The following is a 19,873-nucleotide window of genomic DNA, read 5'->3' on the forward strand; positions in this document are numbered from 1 at the left end:
CTCTGAAAAAACATTTTGTGCCACTAGATGAAACTGTAGATTCCTTAACAAGCTAAATCATGAAAATACACACAAAAATAGATTATCAATCATTACATTACTGCTTTGCTTCGTTCGAATAGAAAAACTCGGAAGAACGCCACTTGTTCGATATCCCCTCAATGTGATAAGGTGTCGTTCTGCAGCATCCACCTATTAAACGTGCACCTGCTTGGTACCATTCTTCAGATTGAATATCCAACGCGTTACATTGTTCATAATCATGCCATGTTTTTGTTTCTGGATTATAAGTTTCACCAGAGTTTGGATAAACAATAATCGGTTTTTTGGTGTTTGCCCTCAACTCTTGGATTGCACCAGTCACAACGTTTACTGGCGCACAATTGATGCCTATTGCTACAATTTGTTCACTTTTCTCAAAAGCTCGTGCACACTCCACGAGTTTCATACCTTCACTAATCTCTTTCTCATTTTTTAGCGAAAAGGTAAGCCACGCATATGTTTCTGGAAACTCACGCAATAATGTATCTAATACTCTTGCTTCTTGCAGGGAAGGGATCGTTTCAAATGCCAATAGATCTGCACCTGCTTCAATTAACGCGGACATTCTCGAACGGTGAAAGTCTGCTAATGTTTTATCTGTCACACCATAGTTGCCTACATACTCTGAACCATCTGCAAGGTAAGCCCCGTACGGCCCAACTGATGCAACAACCAATGGTTTAGGCCTATTCGTTTGCTTATTTTCCTTCCAAAAATCATCTCTTGCCCTTCTTGCAAGTAACACCGTTTTCTTAATTAATTTCAAAGCTTCCTGTTCTTGTATTCCACGCGTGGAAAAACCACTAATAGTAGCTTGATAGCTTGCTGTTATGGCACAGTCCGCTCCAGCAATAAAATAATCTAAATGAACCTGATAAATTAGTTCTGGATTTTCTAGTAACACACGTGCCGACCAAAGGGGATCGTCCAAATTACATCCATGTGCCTCCAATTCTGTAGCTAATGCTCCGTCAAGAATCATAATGGAATGTTGGGATAAAATATCATCAATTGGGTTGATTTTGTTCGACATAATCTACGCCCCTCTTTTTTAGATTTTTTGTTAGATAATAACTTCCATAGCAAAACAAAATAAACGGTATGCCGCAATATAAGGCAATCCTCTGTGTTGGATCGAATGCAATTCCAATACACGATGCCAGACAAAGGATAAAAGAAGCAATTGGTACTAATGGATATAGTGGTGTGCGATAAATCAAGTCCTTTTCAGAATTTCCTTCTTTCAAAAATTGTCTGCGAAATAGGAACTGGGAAGCACTAATACTCATCCAAACTACGACTACTGCTAGACCGGAAATGGAAACAAGTACGATATAGACAGTATCTGGTGCCACAATACTTGAGAGCAAAGCCAAAGCTCCACCCACCATGCTGAAAATGACGGCGTTGATTGGAACACCTTGCTTCGTCATTTTTCCAAAAATGGGGGATATCATGTTCTTATTAGCAAGCGACCAAAGCATTCTAGAAGAGGCGTAAAGGCCTGAGTTTGCCGCAGATAAAATGGCTGTTAAGATAACGAAATTCATTATGTCAGCTGAATATGGCACCCCAATTCGTTCTAGAACTGCAACAAAAGGGCTCTCTAATACCCCCGCATCGGAAATAGGCAATAACGCAGATAAAACAACAATCGTTCCTACAAAAAAGATGATCAATCTCCACAGAGTAGTTCGAATGGCCTTCGGTATCATTTTTTCCGGGTTCGCTGTTTCTCCAGCTGCAATGCCTATTAATTCTGTTCCCGAAAAAGCAAAATTAACCGCAAGCATGGTCATCATAATGGCCGTAGCACCATGAGGAAATAAACCTCCACTTGTAAAATTAGAAAAGAATGGTGCTGCTTTTGAATGAGCCATCGGAAGAAACCCTAGCATTGCCGCTACTCCTAAAACAATAAAAATCACAATAGCTATAACCTTTATCGATGAAAACCAAAATTCGGATTCGGCAAAAAATTTAACAGTCAGAACATTTAATACAAAGATCAAAATGGCAAAAAGAGCACTCCATACCCAAACATTAATCGATGGAAACCATCGCTTCATAAGTAATCCTGCGGCTGTAAATTCAGAACCTAAAGCAACAGTCCAAGTTAACCAATACAACCAGGCTACTGTATACCCTGTACCCGGTCCAATGTATTTAACTGCATAACTATGAAATGCGCCCGTTTCGGGCATATGTACGGAAAGTTCTCCTAAACATAGCATAACTAGATAAACCACTAGTGCACCAACCAAATAGGATAGAATTGTTCCAAATGGGCCAGCTTGTTGAATAGTGTAACCCGAACTTAAGAATAAGCCCGTTCCAATCACCCCACCAAGTGATAGCATGACTAAATGACGTGCTTGCATTTTCCTTTGAAATTCTTGCCCATTTTTGTTCTCCATTTCTACTCTCCTTTAGTTACTATCCAGAAAAAACAAAAACGCACTCTAAAAAAGAGGGCGCTACTGACAAATAAAAACGGAAGCTCTCATCTATCAGGATTATCACCCGCTGGAATTAGCACAGTGTCTACTTAAGCAGACCTGTTGCTGAGGTTTCATAAGGCCAGTCCCTCCACCTCTCTGGATAAGAAATATTTTTTTATAACCTTATCAATCCATTCAATAACTGTCAAGACAATTCTGTTTTTTTAAAAAAATCATCTATTATAGAAATACAAAAAAAGGAGTATTACTATAACTGCAATCCACTCCTTCTTGGGTATTATTTAAAAATTGAACATACAAAACCTCATTTATTTATGATACAGTTCACAAGCACTTCCTCAAAATTTGATGCGCTTCTAAATATCTTCTTACTTCTTTGGCTATGGGGATCACCGCAACTTAGAGATGTGTGACGAGACCCCATCGCCATCAAGCTAAGGTTTTGAAGTACCCCCTAAATGACAATTTTCTTTCTCTACAATTAATTATTTCGAGAAATGAGCTCATATTTTTGTTTTGGGGATGTTTACTTTTCTTAAGTTAATGGGTATGCGGCCGTACCCTTAAACAAGAAACACAAGCGCCAGCTACTAAAGAAGAGCCTAAAAAAGAAGAACCCAAAAAAGAGGGGCCTAAGAAAGAAGAAGCTCCGAAAAATAAACCTGGAATTAGCAAAACTAAGTTCAATTAAATCAAAAATGGAATGAGTTACGACGAAGTTAAAACTATCATTGGTAGCGACGGGGAAGTTTTATCTTAGACTGGGCAAGCTAGCGAACAACTTCATACCATTATGTATAAATGGAATGTAGAAAAAGGATTTGGTGCTAATGCGAACTTCATGTTCTAAGAAGGTAAATTGCAAAATAAATCTCAATTCGGTTTAAAATAAAAAAAGCACTCATATGAGTGCTTTTTTAAATTCCTAATAATTGCTTTTTCTTCGCTTGAAACTCTTCTTCAGTAATAACTCCTTGATCTAACAACTCTTTATACTTCAATATTTCATCTGCCCCACTTACTGATGCAGAAACTTGAGGTTTGCTTTTATTAGCTAAAATACTCTCAATATACTCTTTAATTTCTACAGCCATTTTTTCTTCTTTTTTTGTAAACATAACTGTGTTTTCATCTGCTGCTGCAGCCATAACCCCTTTTTTACTCTCTTGACTACCCATAAAAATAAATTGTATGTAACCATTTGTGAGAAAATTGGCTTTTTTAATTTGAATACCAGTCATATTGTTAATATCAATGGTTTTTTCACCGTCTAATCCATGATTTAAAAAATTCAAGGCTCCTCTTCGCTTCAGTCGAATGAAGTTATCCTCTATTCTTACTACTGTTTTCCCTGCCCCTTTAAACTCAAATGTTCTATCCAAGCTCTCCACCCCTATAATTACATAATGTATTACTCAAATATTATAACTCTGAATCTTTATTTACAAAATATAGATTTTGTTCACTTTTACGATACATTTATGAAACAGTCGTATGTTACGTTATAAAAGTCCATTTTTTGAATCATTTTCATTCTGTTAAAAAGTCCCAGACCTTCTAGGGCTTTTTACGTTTAAATAAAGAGGTATACCAAATTTCTCAATGTACAATATTACTTGACATAGTAAAATAATAATTGAATTGGCGTCCAATACATATCATTAAAATTAAAGTGGTTCAAGTCGGAGGAAGGCACCTTTGGGTGTCTTTTCTTTATTATAAAAACCCTCAAGCATTCTTACACTTGAGGGCTTATCAATTGAAAGGTAGGGCTGTTTGGAGTTCTTTATATTAAGAACAAAGCGGGATTACTCCTAAACCAATTAATAGAGCTGCAGCAAACGCTGGAATTGGGACAGGGATCTCGATACCCTCTACAACTAAGAAGTATTGTCCACTTACTACTTTAAAACAAACTAATTGCATGGTTATTCCTCCCTTCTGCTAAGATTAATACATTATATTATTTAATCTAATTATTGATATAATTCAATAGTTTGCTTTTAAGAAAATGTGCAATTTATTTATATTCAGGTGAAGCGCCCTAAATCATCTTTCCCTTATTTTTAAAAGGACCTGCTCATTTAATCCTTAAAAACATAAAGTAATTTGAATCCATTAAAATACATGAGTGACTCCTTATTTTTCTCCTACTATTTAAAGGAGGAATTATTATGGGCTTTGGTGGTAGCTGCGGTGGCGGCTGTGGCTTTGCAGGAGGATTTGCTTTATTAGTTGTATTATTTATTTTATTAATTATTGTTGGAGCTTCTTGCTTCTGCTAAAAACTATGGGAAAAGACACTCTTGTTTGGGTGCCTTTTCTTTTTCTCAATATAAGAGCTATAAAAATATGCTATAGTTTTAATAGAAATTCCCTTTTGTGCAATGAGATAAAAATACCCAACAAAAAACCCACCTATTTCCGTAGGTGGGCCTTATCTTTATTACACAATACCAAATTATACTCCCATTTTTTCATAAACTTTATGCAATTATACAATTTCTCCTTTATGTGTACTGATTTCATTTTACGGATTTTATTCATTAATACATTTTGCGGTTTTAAAATCTTTATTTATATAAGTAGCTCATACATGGGTTTAAATATTTGTACCAATATTATCTAATGTTTTGGGATTTACTTTTTCTCCATCTATTGTCATCTTTATTTTTTGCTTCGAATTTGCTGTTACCACCCAAGCATTCGGTAAATAGCGATCTTCATGAGACAATGTAGAAGGTGAATTTATAACCCTTCCTCCTAAATATAGAGTAGCAGAGGATCCTCCATCCATTGCCATTGCATTTATTGCTCCTTTTTCATATAGAATATCTTGACACTCTTTTAACGTAGCCCCTATACTATGCGTCTGTCTACCGTCAATAACTAGAAACATAATTGTACCATCTTCTTTTTGTGCCATAATACTTCGCGGTGCAGAGCCCCAGCCACCGTCTCCTTCTGTAATCATTTTTTCTCCATTTACAATTAACTGTGGCATAAATCCTGCCGCTGAAACGACTTGTTTATCCAAAAGTTGTTGGGTAGAATAATTTCCTGTTATCATTTGCCCAAACTTTGTTAAACCCGTAATAATTGTAGGGGTATTTCTATCCATATTCGTATCAATAGCTTCCCCATTTTCTATTACTATTCCAGTTGCAACATTTCCTCCACCCCTTCCTGTTTCATCAGCAAATCCACTTGCATTCACAGCAACAAGTGCATGATTACGCTTTGCTATTACGCTAATTTTTTCTCCTCTGTTAGCGCCCTGTGTTCCTTGATGGCTAACAAGTTTAACATTGAAGGGATTGCTAATAGTAACTAATTTCCCTTCAAAAAGAAAGCGACTATCTTTGTTACTTTTAATTGTTTCTACATCAATTTCTAATGGTTGATTTTTAAATTCTTCTAATCTTTTTCCTGCTATTTTTTTATAAATATGCTCATCACTGTTTGACCATTTCGGATGGTTAATTCTATCTTGCAGTTTATCTAGTTCCTTTTGGGATAGGAATGTATATTTCGCATATTGTGGATGCTGAGAAGTTAGTATACTCCCAGCCATTGTTATACGAAGCTCTCGGCCATAGCTAGTACCAAATAATATTCCTATGCCAATAAGCATGAAAATAGACAACAGTAGCAAAATTCGTTTGAAGATTTTTCTTAGATGTTTCATAGTTTTATCCTCCAGCATTCATTACATTCAATAAATCCATTAAAATATTATTTATCTCAAGACATAAGTGTTTGATTTCCTCATTTTTGAATTCTCCACTAGATTTTAGCAATCAAGGCAAAATACTTATTCCGCATTTCGCTTTTACTTCAGTGTATATTTACAAATTTAATAACGTTTTTGCAACCATGAAATAAATTACTAATCCTGTTCCGTCAACAAATGTTGTAATAAATGGACCCGAAACAACTGCAGGATCTAGTTTTAATTTTCTTAGAATCAAAGGTAAAACTGCTGCTACAATAGAAGCCCAAATAACAATAAATAATAAAGTAATTGCTACAACTTGTGCAACTTCTGTTCCAACTCCTAACATGTAAGCACGAGTGAGCCCAGCTATCCCAAGTGCAAGCCCAAGAAGCATACCAATTGCAAATTCTTTTTTCATTACACGGAAAAGGTCTTTAAATTTCACCTCTCCGATACCAATTGCACGAGTAATTGTTGCTACAACCTGTGTTCCTGTATTCCCACCAGTACCTACTAATAACGGAACAAAGAAAGCAAGGGCAACTACAGTTTCAATTTCGTCTTCAAAATACTTTAATACCGTACCTGTGTATGCCTCAGCAACAAAAAGAAGTAATAGCCATGGTAGACGTTTTAAGAAAATGCTCCAAATGCTAGCTTCAAAGTAAGATTGATTCAATGGTTCACTTCCGCCTAACTTTTGAATATCTTCTGTAGCTTCTGCTTCCATAACATTCATTACGTCATCAAATGTTATAATACCAATCATTTTATTATTTGCTTTTGTCACAGGTATTGCTGCTAAATTATAATTCAGGAGCTTTTTTACAACTTCTTGCTGGTCAACTTCAGCTTGTACTGAAATTACCTCTTGAATCATAATAGTAGATAATATCTCTTCATCTGCTGCTAGTAATAACTCATGTATGGAAACGATTCCCTCAAGATAACCATGACTATCAAGAACATAACTATAAGATATTGATTCTACATTTTCAGAATGTTCCCTAATGTACTTCAATGTCATTTTTACTGACCAATTTCCTCTAACTGCAACAAAATCACTTGTGACAAGACTTCCTGCCGTTTCAGGTTTGAAATTCATCAATTTTTTTACGTTATGTTTTGTAATTTTGTCTAGATACGCCATTAATTTAGCTTGTTTTTCAGGATGAACCGCTAGAAGTAAATCTACTAATTCATCAATCGGTTGTAAATTTAGTAACTTTTTAGCTTTGTTTTCAGATAAGTGAATTAAGATATTATATTTTTCTTCTGCACTCATATATTGAAGAATTTTAGAGCTTTTTAATACGGGAATCGTATTTAGCAATATGATTTGATCTTCAATTGAAAATCTTTTTACTTCTTGTGCAACATCATACGACGGAAGACGTAAAACTTTCTCTGCATCCAAATTATTTTTGGTTACAAGTAATTCTTTTAATAATTTCTTCATGTTAACTCCTCCTCATATTGCTAAGGGAGACTCTAGAGTTTCATGAGTGGTTTTGTTTTATTTTATCTGTCTTAAATTTTTTATTAAGCAATAATAGTTACATTGCAATCAATTCATTAGTTAGAATTACCTCCTTTTTGAATATAGACAAGATAAAAATAAATAAAATTAAACAGAAAAACCTTTACTCAAAAAGGAGTAAAGGTTTTTTCACAATACAAATAAATGATTATTAAGACCGCCCTGCCAAAATCACAGAGGTGCCTTTCTATCAAATCGTATACCACTCCCTCGTTGAGTTTTAGCACTGTATAGCATAGGTTTTTATAACCAGCTACATTAAGAAGGGCCTTAATCCGACCGTTCCTGTTGACCCATTGGCGTCTCTCGACATTTTTGGGCAGCAGCGTTTCTCTATACAGGAGCCTCACCTAACAAAGTTTATTGAATTACTTCAAAATTTAAACCAGAATTTAATATTTGTCAACTGACTTTCAATTCCATTCATAAAAAAATCTTTTATAGAAAATTAAATTATATTTTCTTATAAATTTAAAATTCCCCTTAAAAACATAGAATTCAAATAGATTTAATTCGAAGAAGCGTTATAAAACATATGAAACTTATTGTTTTTAATCAAATTCCAATTGTATAACAAAAGATAAATAATTAGTCATTCTTTATATCAAAAGAACATTCTAAAAAAATCTTCTTTTATAATTAAAATCTTCTTTACTGTTTATCAAATTTATGTGGTTAAACTACTTAATCAAACGATACACTACAAGTCAAAAATATGTACTTATACGGAATGATTACATACATTTTCTCTTATCATTTCTCAAAGGACTATAAAGCAATAAAATAAATAAAATTAGCAATACGGTTGCTTGACAAGCAAAAAAAATATATTTATGCTTGCTACACGAAACAAACACATAAAATTTATATTGCTTAACCTGTTAGGTGAGGCTCCTATGCAAACACAGGCTATTGCCCAAAAATGTCGAAAGACGCCAATGGGTAGAACAGGAATTGTCGGATTAAGGCTCTTCTTAAGATAGCTAAGTAATGAATTTTCATTACTTTACGTTGTATAGTGCCAAAGCTCTACTAGGGGGAGAAAAGCCTTATTTAGTCATGCCATTTTGAATCCCTCTAGTTACATACTAGGGGGATTTTTGCGTAAAAAAACAGGGAGTAAGCGATAGAATCTTCCCAAACAAAAGTCATATTTAATAATTGACGAGAACAAGATTCTATTCATTAGCAAATGGAATATTATGTTTTGTTTTAAATCAGGAGGATATTAAAATGAAAAAAATATTAAAACTCGATTATCTATTGCTCCTTCCTCTATTCATAACTTGTACTTTAGGTATTATCATGATGTATAGCGCGAGCTCCATTGTCGCTGTCCAACATTACGGTTATAACAGTAGACATTTTGTTGATTCTCAATTAACAAAGCTACTTTTAGGAACAATAGGGTTAATAGTTTGTGCTTTACTCCCATATGAAATATGGAAAAAACGAATAGTCTCAATCTGTATTATGGTTGGGGGGACTTTTTTATTAATTATGGTTTTATGGAAAGGAAAAGTGGTGAATAATGCTCAATCATGGATCTTTGGAATACAGCCAGCTGAATTTCTTAAATTAGGAACAATCCTTGTAACAGCCCGTTTTTTTGCATTGCGACAAGAACAAGCTAAAAATAACTGGAGTGGTATCGGAAAACTTTTATTTTTTTTAGCTACAATTTTTTTTCTTATCTTTAAACAACCAAATTTAGGATCTGCACTTTTAATATTAGGTATAGGTTTTAGCATATTTCTTTGTTCAGGAATAAATATAAATCTACTAATCAAAAGAACTACCATCGGTTCTATTTTATGGTTACCTATTTTATATTATTTGATTCAATATAGTTTATCAGAAGTTCAAAAGACACGTATTACTACGATTTTCAATCCCTTTCTTGATGCGCAAGGAAATGGATACCAGCTTGTAAACTCTTTTATTGCCATGGGCTCTGGAGGAATCATTGGTCGTGGATTTGGAAATAGCATACAAAAAACAGGTTATCTTCCAGAACCACACACTGATTTTATAATGGCAATAGTTTCTGAAGAACTAGGATTTATTGGTGTATTTATTCTATTGGTTGGAGTTTTGACTATAGTACTTCGCTCCTTAAAAATTGCACAATTATGTGTAGATCCATTCGGCAGTTTTATAGCAATTGGTATAGGATGTATGATTGGTATGCAATCAGTTGTAAATTTAGGTGGTATTACGGGACTATTTCCTCTTACAGGTACTCCATTTCCATTTGTAAGTTTTGGTGGAAGTTCTTTAATGGTGAATTTAATAGCAATAGGAATATTGCTTAATATCTCAATTTTCAATAAAATAAGATTTCTCCCTCAGGATATATAGCTAATATACTCATATTGTCTTATTAAATAAACCGGTTTAACAACCTTCGATTATATATTCTATACTGATTTTCTCCTAGAAATATTTAACTTATGAAGCAAGCGAACAGTTTTTAGTTTATCTTCCCTTTTTATTTAGCTAGGTATTGGGGTACCGCCCCATACCTATCAATCTATTGTATTAGTGTCACCCCATAACGATAAAAATACACTTAGTTGCCAGAAAATAAACCTAATTCTTATACAGCATGTACTGATTATTAAAGAAAAAATGCAATCGGGTCTATCGCTACATCAATAAAAATAATTCAAAATACCTTTCATTAATAACTAATGAAAGGTATTTTGAATTAATCATTATAGTTCATCTTCTTCAAATTTTTCACTTTTATACTTGCTATATCCATATGTACATAAGCCAAAACAAACTCCACCTATACTATTTATTGTACGATAGTTGATTAATAATTACATCTAGAGAAACATCCCTGATTATAACAGTGAGCTTTGGCTAGCTATTCAAGTCACATTATTTTACTCTCTTCGGTAAAGCTGAGCCTGAATGTTCAATTACTGGATGAACATGAACATTAATTTCAGCATTACTAAAATAATTTTCACCTTGATCCCAATTCTTACTTATTTTCTTCCATTCTTTATAATTATTCCGCTTATATACTTCTCCTAACGCTAATACATCCACCTTATATTTTTTTTGAACAAGCTTTATTGATTTTTGAATCCTTTGCTCCATCTCTTTTGAAATATCCTTCGTTAAGCGTTTTTCATTCATGAATTTTTTATGATCACTAAAATGCAACTCCGCCAAAGTACCTTCGAGAAATAGATGAATATCAAACTTAGGTTTTGTAGTATTTTTAGTAAACACCTTTATTTTTCTGTGTAGCTTATGAATTTCATATGTAATAAGCTGATTCTTTTTACGTATGGTAAAATAACCTCCTAATTTTTCACCAATTACAAAGTTCATTCCCACTGTCTGTTCTCCGTTTAACATTCCAACACATTTGTTATCCTTCCCGCGAAACAACGCAGCCCCATTCATTTCTATCCCTTGTTTTGTTGGCCTTAAGACAGGAAGTACAAAACTTCGTTTTGAAATTATCTTTTCCTGCACATCACCAATTCTTACTGCCTCAATCATTTGAGCATTTTTCGGAGGATGTTCAGCTAGCATATCAATATACTGTGCCGGTAAATTTTCTGGTTTTGCACTTTGTTTCAAGATAGCTTCTGCATTTTTTTCAGAAACAAATAGACGGATGTTTCTTCTCATTTCATGATCACGAATATATAGATCAAGCGTATTTTGTAAAACATTAGGATTCGTGAGTAATTTTTCAGAAAAAATGATTACTTGTATATGCGGAAAAAATAATTCGCGACTAATTTTTTTAGCGATAGTTCGTATTTGTTCAAGTACACTATCTGCTTTTGCACTCACGTTAATATAATTATTTCCTGCACCTTTTCCACCTTGCTGCGTTAACTTACTGGGAAGTACCATCTGATACGTCCCTTTCATAATTGGATTTGATTTCGTTTCCTTAACAATATCGTAAGCCGCACCTACTACAAATCCTCTTTCTTCTATCTCCGCTAACTCAGAGCAACCGCTGATAGCCCCAGCTATAAGGCCAATTGCTATAATTTTAAGAAGACATTTCATTTCTACCATTCCTTTATTTTAGCTTATATACAATCAAAACTAGTAAAAGCGTTAACACAACAAAGATCATATCAATACAATCAAAATCAAAATAATCCGACTGTCTGAAGATATAACTTGCATAGTAATATTGCTAGGCATAGACAATGTACCTACATCAATGTTAGTTGAATATGCGCAAAACCAAGTCCCCATTATCTAAGTTTTTCATCTCCATGCTTAAATGATTTCAATTATTTTTGCTTCTCTAGATTTTTTATAAAATCTTACATCTAAAATTAATCTGTTTTGCCAGTTAACATAGATTTTGACAGACGGATAAATTCTTCTTTTCAATCTAAAAAATTGTATTTGCAATAAGAGTTATATAAGAAATACCAACACTTTTTAAATTTGTTATATAAATCGTAAGTGCAATAGGATATAAAATAATTCCATACTGTCCAAAACTAATCGGAATAAGTAAAACAATAATACTAAGAGTGAATCTACAATCCCTATATTCACCGCCACTTCTCTAATTACAAGTCCAACTGTTTGTCCCATCGATTTCAGAGGTCTAATTTCAACTTTAACAATTCCACTCACTTAACTTTCCTTTCAATAGGTTGTAGTTAGGTTCTGTTAGTAGAATGAAATATATACTAGAAAAGAGCTATCCCTCTTTAAGGATAGCTCTAACAGATGAATTATTTAACTCGATTGGCCAGTCGAACACAGCCTTAAATAATGGCGATTACGAGATATGAGTTATGTTTGAAATTAACAAAAACATAATATAACCAATAAGTCTTTCGCTCCAAATTTACTTCTTCATTGAAAAAAACAACATTTTCAGCTAGATTTAGTAAGGCATTTTAGGATGAAAAATTATAAATCCCTTGTACAATTAATTGTAATTCATCAAATACAGACATAGACATACAAATCCACTTTATTTTTTAAAGAAAGGCTTAACTTATTTATTTGTTTGTTAACCAACGTTAGAAATATTATTTGTATGTATTTAAAAACTCAAGAGCTTTGTTAAAAGTTTCTTGACCTGCAGGTGTATTCATTTTAAATTGAAATTCATGCGCTAACTCTCCAGAAATATTTTTATCAAAAAAGAGTTTTTCTACAGGTACCCCCTTACTTTCTAATGCAGAAGCCATTGCTTTGCCTTGTTCTTCAAATGATGCTTTATTTCCATCTGTAATAAACGTTGGTGGATAATCCTTTGTTATATGTTTAAAGATTGAAGCAATTTCTATTTCAGGTAAGCTTTCAAAATCCTTTTTCCCAAAATAAGCCCAGCCAGTGGTACGCATAAAGTCTTGCACTTCTTTAGTTGTTTCCATTTTAGCTAATGCAGGCATATCATACGGACCACAAAATAGTAATATACCTTTAATTGTTGAAGGTTCAACAATAGGATCAATTTTAGTTAAATTTGCATACCTAGGAGAGGTTTGAATATTAACGAATTGTCCAGATATTTGTGCTCCAGCAGAATCTCCTGCAAAATATACGCGATCTAATTTTAAATGATATTTTTTCGTATTTTCTTTTATATATTCGTAAGCTTCACCAAGTTGGAGTACTGGTGTAGGATAATTCCTTTTAGGAGCCAGAGCATAATTTATATTAACCACTGTATACCCCTTAGCCGCTAATTCTACTGCATAACCAGTAATGTCGGATTTATCTCCACCAACAAACCCACCCCCATGTACCCAAAAGACAACAGGTGTTTTTTCATTATGAATTTTTGGGTAAATAATATCTAATGTGCCATCAGGAAATTTAGAATTATAATTGATATCCCTAACAATTTGTGTTTCGTATATAGCATTTTTATAATTATCGGATTGAACAAACATTCCACCTTCAAACGCCTTTTTTATAAGAAATGCTTTTGGATTAGGAGAAAGATTCCAATAACTAATCCCTGCAACAATTAGTCCGAAAACAATCGTAAGTAATATAAACATTCTTTTCTTCCATACCCCTTTAGATTTTGATGATTTTAATTTCATAAGTTTAGAATCTCCATTCTTTTTAGTATCCTAACAATGTGAAAAAGTAAGTATTAATTTTGTGCACTAAAAAATATAAAAATAATGCTAATCTATCAAATGAATTAGTACCATTAGAAACGCATGGACTTATTAAGGCACATATTTATCTAACCTACATAAACTAATGATGTACAATCGCCTACTTTATGAATTCTTTAATGATATATAGAAAGTGTTCATTAAGTTATGATTGTTGGGAAATATCATTTATATTTCTTCTAAAATATACAGGTACATATTGCACATCGCGGTCTGTTTATTTTAGAGCAAGGTTGTTTATAAGTAGTTCCTTTCTTTAAAAGAAGGAACTACATTTTTTAAATTAAATTTCTAAATGAATAAATTTAGCTCGGGAAAGGAATTGAACTTATGTCTAATTTAAATTTCATTTCTGATCAATTTGCTGCAATTCTTAAAGGAAAGAGTAAAATAAATCAAGGTGGTTGTTCGGTGTCTTTTCACCGCAATTTTAGGGTCCTGGTACAAGGAAAACCAAGTACCAATGTAGTTCCCGTCGGAGTAAGTTTTGAATCGTTGGATCAAAATGGTAATGCATTAAATCTAGGCGAAATCGCGGTTCTACAAGAAGAGATCCCTGCATTTATGAAATCAATTGTACAACAAGGAATTATTGTCAGTGCTTTACATAATCACTGGTTATACATGAATCCCTTAATTATGTATGTTCATATCCAATCGGTAGAGCCCCCGTTACATTTTGCAAAAAAATTGGCGAATTCCTTTTTGTCCTTAAACAGCTATCCTATCTCTAATAACGAAGAACATTAATCAATGTTTTGGTCGTATTCATTTGTTATTCTGGGAAGCACCACGTGTCCATTAACTTAAGTAACTTTAATCCCCCTAAACAAGTTTGATTAAAAAATGATGTTTTCTTATAGTTCATTTAAAATGAACTATAACCATTTGTGGAAGCATTACAACGATATATTCACTTGTATTTTTAGTAGAAATAGCCTATTCTTGGTCCACTGGAGAGGTAATATTATCTTTATAGGTATCAATATAGATATTTCCATTTGCAGCACGTACAGCATATGTAACATCTGTGTAGTGAAGGTTACGTTTTTTTAGTTCACACTGTAATTCTAGCTCCGTATGATTGTTTTGCCTTAAGTTTTCTGTCATAATTTCCCCATCCATAATTAGCTCGATAGGAAGTTTATACTCTTTTTTTGTTGGCATATTTAAATCTTGTTTTGTAACAGTACGATATTCCGGTTTTTTCAAAACAGATATTTTACCATTTGTTTCAACTACGACATAAAGAACTTCTTCAATGTTAAAAATACCATTCTCTCTTAATTGTTGGTTTAAATAATCTAGAGAATAGCGCATTTTTCGCATATTATTTTCTAAAATTTTTCCATTTTCAATAATGACTGTTGGATTTCCTGCAAATATTTTTCTGCCTATTCGACTTTTCATGGATATGTAACTTACCATTAAAATGATAAATACTAAAATAAGAAAAGCAATAACTGCATGATGAGTTTTTACATTCAAATTAAATGCCAAATTTGCAATAATACTTCCAATAGAGATAGCACCAATAAAATCAAAGGTATTCATTTCAGCGATAATTTGTTTTCCTAATATTTTAGCTCCGATAAATAAAATCGAGAAAGATAACAAAGTTCTCAAAATAATCTCTATATGTTGAGACACAAATAGCTCCTCCTTTTACGGTTGGGTGTTTGAATAATAACATCTTATATAAGAATAATATGTATCATTGCAAAAGAATTTATTATGTTCAATAACATTAGATAATTCATGTAGATGAATTAATCTCAATCCTGTTGTCAAGTTTCTCAAAAAATAATACTTACTTTCTACATAATATCAGTTCTTCACTTCGTTATGATTAGCTATAAGGAACGCTCTCGATTAGCGCTCTTTTTGTTTAAATACAGATTCGGTTTTATTCTCAGGCACCTTTTTGATTCTATTCCGTACATTATTATCACAAGGAATCTCACAGATTTCTATGGTCCAATTCCCTTGAATTTTTTGCACACCGTGTGGAAAGAACCCATTTATAGCAAACAGGTTCTTTTATTTATTCATCATACAATAACTATTTTATCAAGCCCCAATGTACATTTACGCTAACTCGATAATAGGTATACTGACATTTGCTTGCGGCCTAGTAGCAACAGGTAAAAGACACCTCTTATAGTTTGCGTTATAGTTATAACATTCAATTTACGTCATTGTCCTCCTAGAGTTTGTATAATAACTCCTCTACCTAAAGGAGTCACAAACATGTAAAGTATCTATTTCATTTCGAATCATTTATTTATGGTCGATATTTATCCTTCTCTTTCATCTCTAATCACTCTAATGCTTAATGATATTACGCATATTTTTAGATTTTCCATTTGTAGCTATATTAATTGAGACATTTCTTCGGATATTATTTTCTATAATGACCTTGAGATTAAATCAAATGCAGATTTATAATCTTCACTATCCTTTTTTATTCTCCTATTTAAACGGTATTTACTATGTAATTGTGCATATTAATTAAATACTTAACAAACTCAATGTTACACGTGGTAAAATATATGAGAAAGGTATTTTCTATAAAGTAGGTTCTTAGGCCAGAAGGCGTAACGCATCTCATATTTATGATGTGGCGTTACTGTTAACATCCATACATATGTAAACTATTTTTCAAATAAAGTCTATTGATGTCTAAGATTCTGTTTTATAGGAAGTGTTTTTATGGGATGGGGAATATATATAGGAACGTGGTTCAAGTCAAAGAAAAGGCACTCCTAGGAGTGCCTTTTCTTTGACTATTTATATGTGCGAACGCTTTCGAAATTATTGGATCTAAATTGATATACGCATTGTATTAAATAGTGCATTTTTATCATTTTAGTCAAGAAGACTCCTTCCTCAATGGAGAACGTTCTTGGGATTGCCCATGCCATGGTTCGCGGTTCTTGTATACAGGGGAAGTACTTGAAGGGTCTGCTGAAGAACCATTACAAAAATACGATTATAAAATGATAGATAATCTTACTTCAGAAGACTCTGGTTATTAACTAAATTTATGTAGCGGTTATGAAACTCGAGGGAAATTATTATTATGATGGCAGCTTTAAAATTATAAAATAATAGAAGTTAATTTCACTAATGATAATATTTTTGATATGATCAATGTATAATAAAAACATAACTCATGTAATAGTCTAAGGCGGTATACTTGACCAACGGCCGCTTAGCTAATGAGTTATACCCCTTAGAAAAGGCACCTTGCAGCAGGGGTGCCTTTTCTTTTATTTTTTTTAGTGGTACATCATTCTAAATTGAAGCTATATAGTTAAAAAGTATAATGATTAAATTGTAATTGAAGTGAAGTATGTATCCCATATGAATTCCTCCTGTAAGAGGATATTTTAAGTTCATATTTAATTATTAAAATAAACCGCACCAAAGTTTTCATTAAATCTTTTACACCAAATAGAAACCGAACCATATTCATTTACATCTATCCCTTCAGGAATTTCGTAGTTTTGATCTCCTTTATTTCCCTTTAATTTTCCTAATTCAATATACTTATAGTTTTTCACGTCTTCATTATTTTTCAAACGATTTGTAGGAACTAATACAACTCGAACATCTGGCCCATTAGATGTTGCAAAATTAGAAAGTCGTAAAACACGTTTTCCATCCGCTAATTGGTGAATTTTTGCCGTTCCGGTTGTTTCATGGACACCGTTTTGAAACTGACCTTCCCTTATTACTCGATCACTTTGCATCTTTATTTCAGTTGATTGTATCTCTGCTTGTGGCAATGATTCATTTACGTGCTTATCAATAAATAATTTCTCTGGTCGGAACAATGACCATAAAATCCCCAATACAATTATCAAACCAACTATAAGCCATACATATTTTCTTTTCATAAAGTAAAAAACCTCCTGTAACATACTGTGTAGTAGTATGTTAACAAGAAGGTCTTTCATTTTTCTAACGTAAATGTTACAAAAGTCTTTCAGCCATCTTATTTTTTTACTGATGTGATGGGAAGAGTGAACCAAAATTCACTTCCCTGCTTACCATCTACACGATTCCTTACACCAATTTCCCCTTTGTGCATTTCAATTAATGATTTTGCAATAGCTAATCCAAGTCCAGAACCTCCAGATTGTGAACTTCTTGATCGATCTGTTCTAAAAAAACGTTCAAATACACGTAATTGATCATTTGGAGAAATTCCTATTCCTTCATCCCGCAAAGTGAATTGGACCTGTTGAGCTAGTTTATTTTCTACTACAGTCAATTCAATTGTTCCAGAGATAGGAGAATATCGAATTGCATTATGTAATAAATTACCTATGACCCTTTCTATTTTACAAGGCATAATCAAAAGTTGAGGTAATGTATCAGGGACATCCAATTGCACATGGATTTGTTTGTCCCCTAATAAGACAGAATGCGACTCTAATACATCTAATAGAACTTTATCTAAATGTGTGAAACTTGGGTGAAAATCTACTTGCTCAAACTCTAACTTTGAAAGATCAAATAAGTCGTTAATTAATCCATTTAATCTTTTTATTTCTTTTAAAACCGTTGCTAAGTATTGCTTTTTCGTTTCAGGATCTTCAATCAGGTTATCTTGTAATGCTTCTATCATCATTTGCATGCTAGCCATAGGTGTTCGTAAGTCGTGTGAGATATTGGTAATTAGCTCCTTACGAGAGTTTTCCTGTTCCTCTAACTTAGTAAACCCTTCTTCTAATTTTTTTGCCATCTGTTGAAAGGCTGTTGCTAATTCTTTAAACTCACGTGGTTCTTGACCAATTATATACATTGTTTCAAAGTGTCTATCACTAAATTGTTTCGTCAATTTTATTAAATTTTGTATAGATCTCATGATAGGACGTGTCATTAACCAATAAATAAATGTTGAAATAATGAATGCTACAAATGCAATTACTGTTAATAACCGCGTTTGTTCCGGCTCAAGTAACATTTTGGTCTCACTGTACCATATAGCAATTACCATAATACTGGTACTTAATAGATTCATGAGTAACAATTGAATACGTAATCTCATGTTTCATTTCCTCCATTTGGCTCAAAGCGATATCCTATACCCCAAACCGTATGAATCCAACGATTCTTTATCGTATGCTTCTCGAGCTTTTCACGTAAACGACTCACTAATACGGTAACTGTGTTTGATGCCCCTTCATGTCCAAAATCCCAAATTAATTCAAGAAGCTGCGAGCGAGAAAATACTTGTTTTGGATGCTTTGCCATGAGATAAAGTACCTCAAACTCTTTCACCGTTAACTCCACTTCCTTTTCACAAACAAGTACATATCTTGTCTTTGGATATATTTTTAAATCTGGAAATTCTATCACTTCCAACAGGGATTCTTTCGCTTGTATTGGTACATGACTTCCTCTTCTTAGTATAATTTGAACCCTTAATACTAATTCACGAGGGGAAAATGGCTTTGTTAAATAATCATCTGCCCCCATTGTTAAGCCTAAAATTCGATCCCTTTCCTCTCCCTTAGCAGTTAACATAATAATAGGGACATTTGACTGTTGACGAATTTCCTCACATAATTCCCATCCATCTTTTTTTGGCATCATCAAATCTAATATAATTAAATCTGGTTGATGTGTAAGAAATAAATCCCAACCCTCTTTACCATTTACAGCTGTATAAACTTCATATTCTTCTCTTTCTAAATACCGTTTACATACTTCTCTAATATTTTCTTCATCTTCTACGATTAAAATTCTTTTCTTCATATACTATCCTCACTTCTTTTTCACCAATAACACAAAATTTATTTTTTCTATTATCCAATAAAAATATCTTTATAGGTAAAGATATAGAAACTAATCACATAAATAAATCTGAATTCCACATTTCAGCCTCGAAACAAATGAAAATTCGGAAAAAAATTATGTAATATAGATAGTAATCTTAACATTTGATTAC

15 protein-coding genes, 2 pseudogenes and 3 riboswitches are annotated in these 19,873 nt (G+C 32.9%); of the genes and pseudogenes, 4 read left to right on the forward strand and 13 right to left on the reverse strand.

The features are described 5' to 3' along the window. Window positions 1-97 precede the first annotated feature (97 nt). The 4 genes from mmuM to AC0NJG_RS23045 all read right to left on the reverse strand — a co-directional run bounded on the left by mmuM (window position 98) and on the right by AC0NJG_RS23045 (window position 4,430). Window positions 98-1,075, reverse strand: a complete 978-nt coding sequence (gene mmuM / locus AC0NJG_RS23030; protein WP_087952169.1) for a homocysteine S-methyltransferase — start codon at window positions 1,073-1,075, stop codon at window positions 98-100. Continuing rightward, a complete protein-coding gene (gene mmuP, locus AC0NJG_RS23035; protein WP_168411497.1) occupies window positions 1,050-2,459 on the reverse strand; it encodes an S-methylmethionine permease in 1,410 nt (469 codons plus the stop codon). The genes mmuM and mmuP overlap by 26 nt, the downstream gene beginning before the upstream one ends. Before the next feature lie 83 nt (window positions 2,460-2,542). Continuing rightward, a riboswitch (SAM riboswitch) is annotated at window positions 2,543-2,650 on the reverse strand. A gap of 771 nt (window positions 2,651-3,421) precedes the next feature. Further along, a complete protein-coding gene (locus tag AC0NJG_RS23040; protein ID WP_087952171.1) occupies window positions 3,422-3,886 on the reverse strand; it encodes an SHOCT domain-containing protein in 465 nt (154 codons plus the stop codon). A 409-nt stretch (window positions 3,887-4,295) separates the two neighbouring features. Continuing rightward, window positions 4,296-4,430 (reverse strand): hypothetical protein, encoded by a 135-nt coding sequence (locus AC0NJG_RS23045; RefSeq protein ID WP_255290326.1) that lies wholly within the window; start codon window positions 4,428-4,430, stop codon window positions 4,296-4,298. A gap of 248 nt (window positions 4,431-4,678) precedes the next feature. Here AC0NJG_RS23045 and AC0NJG_RS23050 point away from each other — a divergent pair, with 248 nt between their 5' ends. Further along, window positions 4,679-4,789 (forward strand): YjcZ family sporulation protein, encoded by a 111-nt coding sequence (locus tag AC0NJG_RS23050; RefSeq protein ID WP_000505681.1) that lies wholly within the window; start codon window positions 4,679-4,681, stop codon window positions 4,787-4,789. 317 nt (window positions 4,790-5,106) lie between these two features. Here the strand turns inward: AC0NJG_RS23050 and AC0NJG_RS23055 are convergent, their stop codons facing one another. Continuing rightward, entirely contained in the window at window positions 5,107-6,192 is a 1,086-nt protein-coding gene (locus AC0NJG_RS23055; RefSeq protein WP_087952172.1) for a phosphodiester glycosidase family protein, read from the reverse strand. A 160-nt stretch (window positions 6,193-6,352) separates the two neighbouring features. Next, window positions 6,353-7,681 (reverse strand): magnesium transporter, encoded by a 1,329-nt coding sequence (mgtE, locus tag AC0NJG_RS23060; RefSeq protein WP_087952173.1) that lies wholly within the window; start codon window positions 7,679-7,681, stop codon window positions 6,353-6,355. Between the two features lie 280 nt (window positions 7,682-7,961). After that, a riboswitch (M-box (ykoK) riboswitch) is annotated at window positions 7,962-8,127 on the reverse strand. Window positions 8,128-8,632: 505 nt separating this feature from the next. Next, window positions 8,633-8,809, forward strand: a riboswitch (M-box (ykoK) riboswitch). 186 nt (window positions 8,810-8,995) lie between these two features. Between mgtE and AC0NJG_RS23065 the strand changes: the two genes are divergently transcribed. Further along, complete coding sequence (locus AC0NJG_RS23065) at window positions 8,996-10,123, forward strand: FtsW/RodA/SpoVE family cell cycle protein (RefSeq protein WP_087952174.1); 1,128 nt, start codon at window positions 8,996-8,998, stop codon at window positions 10,121-10,123. A 528-nt stretch (window positions 10,124-10,651) separates the two neighbouring features. On the opposite strand, the gene AC0NJG_RS23070 is transcribed toward AC0NJG_RS23065, so the two are convergent. From AC0NJG_RS23070 to AC0NJG_RS23080, 3 genes and pseudogenes are all read right to left on the reverse strand, one after another. Next, window positions 10,652-11,812: a Ger(x)C family spore germination protein gene (locus tag AC0NJG_RS23070; RefSeq protein WP_142940661.1), complete on the reverse strand. Its 1,161-nt coding sequence runs from the start codon at window positions 11,810-11,812 to the stop codon at window positions 10,652-10,654. A gap of 335 nt (window positions 11,813-12,147) precedes the next feature. Beyond that, a pseudogene (locus AC0NJG_RS23075) lies at window positions 12,148-12,376 on the reverse strand (spore germination protein); the annotation flags it as partial. 428 nt (window positions 12,377-12,804) lie between these two features. Next, window positions 12,805-13,830 (reverse strand): alpha/beta hydrolase, encoded by a 1,026-nt coding sequence (locus tag AC0NJG_RS23080; protein WP_087952176.1) that lies wholly within the window; start codon window positions 13,828-13,830, stop codon window positions 12,805-12,807. A 411-nt stretch (window positions 13,831-14,241) separates the two neighbouring features. Between AC0NJG_RS23080 and AC0NJG_RS23085 the strand changes: the two genes are divergently transcribed. Further along, window positions 14,242-14,661, forward strand: coding sequence for a DUF1259 domain-containing protein (locus tag AC0NJG_RS23085; protein ID WP_087952177.1), 420 nt, complete (start codon window positions 14,242-14,244; stop codon window positions 14,659-14,661). Between the two features lie 189 nt (window positions 14,662-14,850). Here the strand turns inward: AC0NJG_RS23085 and AC0NJG_RS23090 are convergent, their stop codons facing one another. Then, window positions 14,851-15,561, reverse strand: a complete 711-nt coding sequence (locus AC0NJG_RS23090; RefSeq protein ID WP_087952178.1) for a DUF421 domain-containing protein — start codon at window positions 15,559-15,561, stop codon at window positions 14,851-14,853. Between the two features lie 1,235 nt (window positions 15,562-16,796). Here AC0NJG_RS23090 and AC0NJG_RS23095 point away from each other — a divergent pair. After that, window positions 16,797-16,949, forward strand: a pseudogene (locus AC0NJG_RS23095) (Rieske (2Fe-2S) protein); the annotation flags it as partial. 366 nt (window positions 16,950-17,315) lie between these two features. On the opposite strand, the gene AC0NJG_RS23100 reads toward AC0NJG_RS23095, so the two are convergent. The 3 genes from AC0NJG_RS23100 to AC0NJG_RS23110 form a co-directional block, all read right to left on the reverse strand. Further along, entirely contained in the window at window positions 17,316-17,813 is a 498-nt protein-coding gene (locus AC0NJG_RS23100) for a DM13 domain-containing protein (RefSeq protein WP_474063500.1), read from the reverse strand. A 98-nt stretch (window positions 17,814-17,911) separates the two neighbouring features. After that, window positions 17,912-18,970, reverse strand: coding sequence for a sensor histidine kinase (locus AC0NJG_RS23105; protein WP_087952180.1), 1,059 nt, complete (start codon window positions 18,968-18,970; stop codon window positions 17,912-17,914). Further along, on the reverse strand, window positions 18,967-19,680 hold the full coding sequence (locus AC0NJG_RS23110) for a response regulator transcription factor (protein WP_087952181.1): 714 nt from the start codon (window positions 19,678-19,680) through the stop codon (window positions 18,967-18,969). Before AC0NJG_RS23110 ends, AC0NJG_RS23105 begins: the two co-directional genes overlap by 4 nt. Between the last annotated feature and the right edge of the window lie 193 nt (window positions 19,681-19,873).

The organism is Bacillus sp. SSR7, from assembly GCF_055902415.1.